Raw genomic sequence first — 5,283 nt, forward strand, 5'->3', positions numbered from 1 at the left:
TTCTGGTCTCCTCATGCGGCCAGAACGAACTTCAAGCTGGATTAGGTCAGAGGGGCAACGTCAACGACCGAACACAATCAGATTTTTGAGCAAGGATTTTCTCCGCAGGCTTTCGTTACATTAAAACTAGTCTCGGGATCATCACCCAGCTGCCTTTCTAGTGTCGAGATTCACTGATAACAGGCAAGTGGTTGGAGCCGTGAGATAGAAACAGCATGCTGAAGTGACATGGCATTCGATACACATGCGATTTCCATTTCAGTTCATGGCCCCACCATTCGCCTGGACGGCCTGCTCGAGCAATTCAAGATAAAGGCCCCGCAATTCCGGCGGCCCGATGATTTCGACCTGATCGCCCCAGCGGAAAAGATGCCAGCACATTTCCCGCAGCCCGCTGGCGCAGAACCGGACAACAAGGCTGCCATCGGGCTCATTTCTCAGCACCTGCCCCGGATGAAACAGAAAGTTCCGGGCCTCCGGTGCAGCTTCAGGCGAGAAACGCCATTCAATTTCATGCAGGTCTTCATGCCAGAGGCCGAACGAACGGCTCTGCCAGGCCTTGAGATCGAAATCCTGCGGTCGCTCGAAGGGCTCATTCGTCAACGTGATGCGCTCGAACCCGTGAAGCGAGAACATGCGTAGCTCGCCGGCCCATTCGCTCCACGCCACCAGATATTGCCGTCCTTCGCCGAGGAGAAAGGCCATCGGACCGAGCCGGACATTTCGGCTCAAGAGCCCCGATGCGCGGGCACGGTGATCGGCTTCGATCCATACGCCGCCAAGAATGGCCTGGCGCAGGCTTGCCAAGGTTTCCGGTGGGATCATCTCGCGCGGTCCTGGCCGCAAAGCCACGCCATCAGCCTCAAGAAGCACCGAGATATCCGGATCAAGCCGCCGCCGGCCGCCTTGCGGCAAGCGGGCGCGGAGACGATCGGAAAGCAGCCGCAGCCGGTCGGCAGTCATATCGTCGCCCGAACTCGCTGCCAGCTCGATTGCGCGGATCAGCGCGGCGATATCGTCAAGAGTGGGATCTGCCAACCGCCCCGTTGCGCCCGGCGGCATGCGCCACCGTTTGCGGCCACCGGGCTCCGGAAGCTCTTCGATCTGCGGGAAGGCATCCAGCAGGGCGTCACGCATCCGTTCGGCTGTTCGCCGCGAAACGCTGTAGGTTTCGCAGATCTCATCCAGCGAAACACCGTCCGCACGGCCCTGCACTTGCAGGGCGAGCCTCACCAGATCGGCAAGGCGGGCATATCGCACGAGCCATCTCCCCTTCCAGCCAATGCTGGAGGATTCCTTGCCCTGGTTCAAGCAACCCGGAACCCGATCGGTACCCGGGCGTTCGGTTTTGCTGCTTGCTCCCGCTCCAGTTCGGCAAGGATCTCGCGCGCGTCGGTCAGACCGAGAACCGCGACCCGGCGCTGAACCACGGCAAAATCACCGGGCGTCAGCTGGTCGAGCCGGGCGAGGCCGGCTGGTGCCGGTTGCCCAAAGCAACGGCGGAATGCGGCACCCCGCTGATCGGGATCGAGCGGCAGGAAGGTGATGCGCAAACTGAACCGGCGCAGGGCCGCGGGGTCGAGCCGGTCTGGCAGGTTGGTGGTGCAAGCAAAGGGCAAAGTGTGACTTTCCATCCAGGTCAGCATCTCGTTGACCTGCGAGATCTCCCAGCTCCGCGTCGCATCGGTGCGCGTGCCGATCAGCGAATCCGCCTCGTCGAAGATCAGAAACGCGCCCGTGTCTCGCGCTTCGGCGAAGGCCGCGGCGATATTCCGTTCGCTCCCGCCGACATATTTGTCGAGCAGGTCGGAGGCGCGTCGCTCCAGCACGGGCAGGTTCATCCGTGCCGCAAGATGGCGGGCGAAAGCGCTCTTGCCGGTGCCTGGCGCGCCGATCAAACAAAGCGAAACCGGCAATTCCGATTTTGCCGAAGCGAGCCTCTCGGCGAGGCGGGGGAGATCGTGGTCAGCACGGGCATTGGCCAGGTCGAATTCATGCACATTGCTGGCACGTTGTGCGATCACGCGCCCACCCCGCATGGCGCGGGCCATGGAATCGACTGCCAAAGCCAGTCCTTCCGGGCCGGCTTTGGCAATCCGCGCTGCGCGCAACGCGCTGCCAACAAACGCCGGCGGGAACTCGATCTCCTGCGCCAGTTTCGTGCAGGCCTCGAGGGAGAGCGGCATCCGCTGTTGCCGTGCGAGCCGGGTCCACACACGGGTCCGGATGGTCGCTGGCGGCGTCCGCAACTCCAGCGTGAAGGTCATGCGACGGAGGAACGCTGGATCGCAGGACGAAATGTCGTTTGTCGTCCACAAGGTTGGAACTGGATTGCCCTCGAGGATGCGGTTCGTGTGAACCTTCGAACCAAGATGCCGCTTGGGCATGCCGAAGAGCGAGGCAAGCCCTGGAAGGAGATCTTCCATCTCGTCGAACAGGATCAGGCTCCGCCCCTGCGAGGCCAGCAGGCGCTGGCCAAGGCGCAATTGCTGGATCCGGTCGAACCGGGAGGGTTCCTCGCCATCGCCGTCGGTCTCTCCCACGGCGTGGAGGCGCGCACCCAGCCTTTCCGCCAGCACCTTGCAGAACTCGGTCTTGCCGGTTCCCGGCGCGCCGTAGAACAGGAGATTGATCCCTACCTCGCGGCGCCGAAGCGCGCCGTCGAGAAGCTTCAGTGCAAAATCGCCCTGCGGACCGAGATGGGCAAAATCCTCCCATTCCACCATTGCCGGCGGCACGGATGCAAAGAGCTTGGAGAGGGTATCCTGCAAGCCGCGAGAGGGGGGCTCGAGCCCGAGCACAAGCCGCCCCGGCGGTTCAAGCCCGAGCCCGTGATATGGGCGCCGCTCGCGCAGCAGAAGGCCTGTAGACATGAGGCGGGATGCAGGCCACAGGGCCCGGCGCACGGAATGAGATGGCAATCCGGTCAGATGCCGGACCGCCTCCTCAATCGGCAGATTGGCATCATCGGTCAGGATGTTGCACAGGCTTCGCAGTGGACTGCATTGCGTGGCGCGTACCGCCAGAGCCAGGATCTGCTGCTCGGCAGCCTTCAGCCCGACATAGGAGGACAGTTCCGCGATGTTTCGCGCCAGGGCATCAGGGCGGACGGAACCGAGGGCTTTCAGCCTGTTCGACAGGCATTCGCTCAACTGTCGCCAGCGCTGCGGCGCTACCCCGCCCTGGATCAGACGGTCTTTCTGAGAGTCCCAGACGAAGTTCGGTTGCAGGCTCTCTGCCCAGTCCGACAATTCTCGCGCAACGACGCTGCCCGCGGAGAAATTCCGTGCCACATCCCGTGCGGTCTTCAGGAGAAGGGCGAATTCAAAAGTGTTTCCCATTCACTGCTCCGTGTTGATACGGAACAGCTAATTGAACGACACGTCAGATTCGGACGTATCTTATCGGGCAAGGCATTTTTCCGGGCTTACCTTCAGCGAGGGCTTATGTAAGCTGACGCTGCTCAATCGTTGAGGCGCTGCCCTTTGACCTTTCTAGAGCAGCCCACGTTTCCGCCCTCTCTCGACGAGCATCGCTACGTTGACGTCGCTGTCATTTTCGATTTTTAATTCGAATGGGATTTTTTTATGGGTAATATAGAATTTTGAAAATAAGAACTTTTTCGAGTATTCTAAATGCAGCTCAGATGCGTTTATCTGAGTGGGGTCGAGACTGCATGCCAATGGATTTTTGCTTGAATTTAATCGATATATGTTTGTTGTTCTGATCAACCAACCTAGTCTGGGGAGCCGAGATGCAAGACAAGATTGCCCACTTAAATCGCTTTTATGAAATTTTGTGGACAGCCCAAGAAAACTTCGGCCTTTGGGAATATCAAAAATTCCAGAATGACTTCAAGGAATTGCCAGAATCTGGCGTCTATTTTTTCTTTGAGCCAGGTGAGCTGCGTGCAGAGCATGCAGACTGGCACCGCGTCGTGCGCGTCGGCACACATAGAGTTAGCAATGGTTCGAAATCGTTATTTGCTACTAGGCTGAGAAACCATTTTGGCTCCCATGAAACCCAAATTGGAAGAGGTTCCGTTTTCCGGGACCATGTTGGTGCCAGCCTTTTTGGTCGAAGCGGCTGGGACGTCCATGCCGAAGAGGTTTCAGCTCAGCGTCATTCGATCGTATCTACGTATATCCGTAGCATGAGCTTTGTTGTCGTTCCGGTCGATGACGAGGCTGGGCCGGCAAGTGAGCGCAGGCAGATCGAACTAGGTTCTGTGGCTTTGTTGTCCAACTATCGACTGACGGCAACGGAGCAGATCGATCCGCCGTCAGAGAACTGGCTTGGTCTGCGCTGTGAAACACACGCACCGCCCGGGGATCACGTCCGCCGCTCTGGACTATGGAATATTGACGGCGTTGATTGTGATTATGACCCGGAGTTCCTGAATGTTCTCCAAAAAAGAGCTTCGCGATGATGTCGAGTGACGAAAAGCCATTGCCTTTCAAAAGCTGGATCGGAAGCCGCTATCATGAAACGCGTTTCATGGTGCTGGCTGAAAGCGCGTACACCTGGACAGAGGATGGAGAGACCTTTGTCCCCGATCTGGATCATTCCACGGGCATCGTGGAGCACGCGATCGATCATCTAGAAGCTGCGAGCCGCTCGATGGTCACAATGACAAGGGCCCTGTGCGCGGATGCTGCGCCAAGCCGCGAGCAGCGCGCGGCCGGTTGGGCGACAGTTGCCTTCAATAACTTTGTTCCGGGATCGATTGGTCATGGTGCGCGGGCGAGACCATCGCGCGAAGCGTGGGATCACGCGCGGGCATCGTTCTTGGAGACCCTGCCCTCGACGAGGCCAACGCGGCTGCTGGTTTTAGGCAAGGCGAACTGGAACAACCTGCCCTTGGATCACTGGGATCAAGCCACACAGACCTACAGGCTGCCGGATGGTTCACGCATTCTGGTCCATCACACTGCTCATCCGGCAGCGATAGGGATGAGTTGGACCCGCATGGCCGACGCGATCGAGCAATTGCGTGCGGCGTCCCTGCCGGATTGAGGCTCGGTCGACGCCCCCAACCCAATCGGGAATCGAACCGAAGGCAATTCGATTCCCGTTTTCCAACACAAAAAATTGTTGGTTTTTCTGTTGGTCTTTTTCAAAACCACATTGGTTTTTCGTATTTATAAACAAATATATAGATCTTTATCGCGATTCCCTCTTGCGCACCACTTTCCCCTCCGCAGACGTCCGTGATTGTCCGTAAGCGATGGGGTGGACGCCCCCCGACGGCATCGATGTGCCAAGGTGGCGGGTGTTGAAGCA

At 58.8% G+C, this 5,283-nt stretch carries 4 protein-coding genes; 2 read left to right on the top strand and 2 right to left on the bottom strand.

Going from position 1 to position 5,283, the window contains the following annotated elements; translation table 11 throughout:
• Positions 1-258: 258 nt before the first annotated feature.
• Positions 259-1,260 carry a helix-turn-helix transcriptional regulator gene (locus tag P0652_RS18675; RefSeq protein ID WP_284180420.1) on the bottom strand — a complete coding sequence of 334 codons (1,002 nt, stop codon included), beginning with the start codon at positions 1,258-1,260 and terminating at the stop codon, positions 259-261.
• Positions 1,261-1,307: 47 nt separating this feature from the next.
• Positions 1,308-3,341: an AAA family ATPase gene (locus P0652_RS18680; protein ID WP_284180421.1), complete on the bottom strand. Its 2,034-nt coding sequence runs from the start codon at positions 3,339-3,341 to the stop codon at positions 1,308-1,310.
• 413 nt (positions 3,342-3,754) lie between these two features.
• On the opposite strand from P0652_RS18680, the gene P0652_RS18685 reads away from it, so the two are divergent.
• A complete protein-coding gene (locus P0652_RS18685; protein WP_284180422.1) occupies positions 3,755-4,429 on the top strand; it encodes a GIY-YIG domain-containing protein in 675 nt (224 codons plus the stop codon).
• Positions 4,426-5,016: a hypothetical protein gene (locus P0652_RS18690; RefSeq protein ID WP_284180423.1), complete on the top strand. Its 591-nt coding sequence runs from the start codon at positions 4,426-4,428 to the stop codon at positions 5,014-5,016. The genes P0652_RS18685 and P0652_RS18690 overlap by 4 nt, the downstream gene beginning before the upstream one ends.
• The last annotated feature ends 267 nt before the right edge of the window (positions 5,017-5,283 follow it).

The organism is Rhabdaerophilum sp. SD176 (genome assembly GCF_030143245.1).
In the GTDB taxonomy this organism is placed as follows: domain Bacteria; phylum Pseudomonadota; class Alphaproteobacteria; order Rhizobiales; family Beijerinckiaceae; genus Rhabdaerophilum.

What these genes read in the sequence shown, in the direction of transcription:
- P0652_RS18685 (WP_284180422.1), top strand. Translation starts at nt 3,755, where the DNA reads ATGCAAGACAAGATTGCCCACTTAAATCGCTTTTATGAAATTTTGTGG.
- P0652_RS18680 (WP_284180421.1), bottom strand. Translation starts at nt 3,341, where the DNA reads ATGGGAAACACTTTTGAATTCGCCCTTCTCCTGAAGACCGCACGGGAT.
- P0652_RS18690 (WP_284180423.1), top strand. Translation starts at nt 4,426, where the DNA reads ATGATGTCGAGTGACGAAAAGCCATTGCCTTTCAAAAGCTGGATCGGA.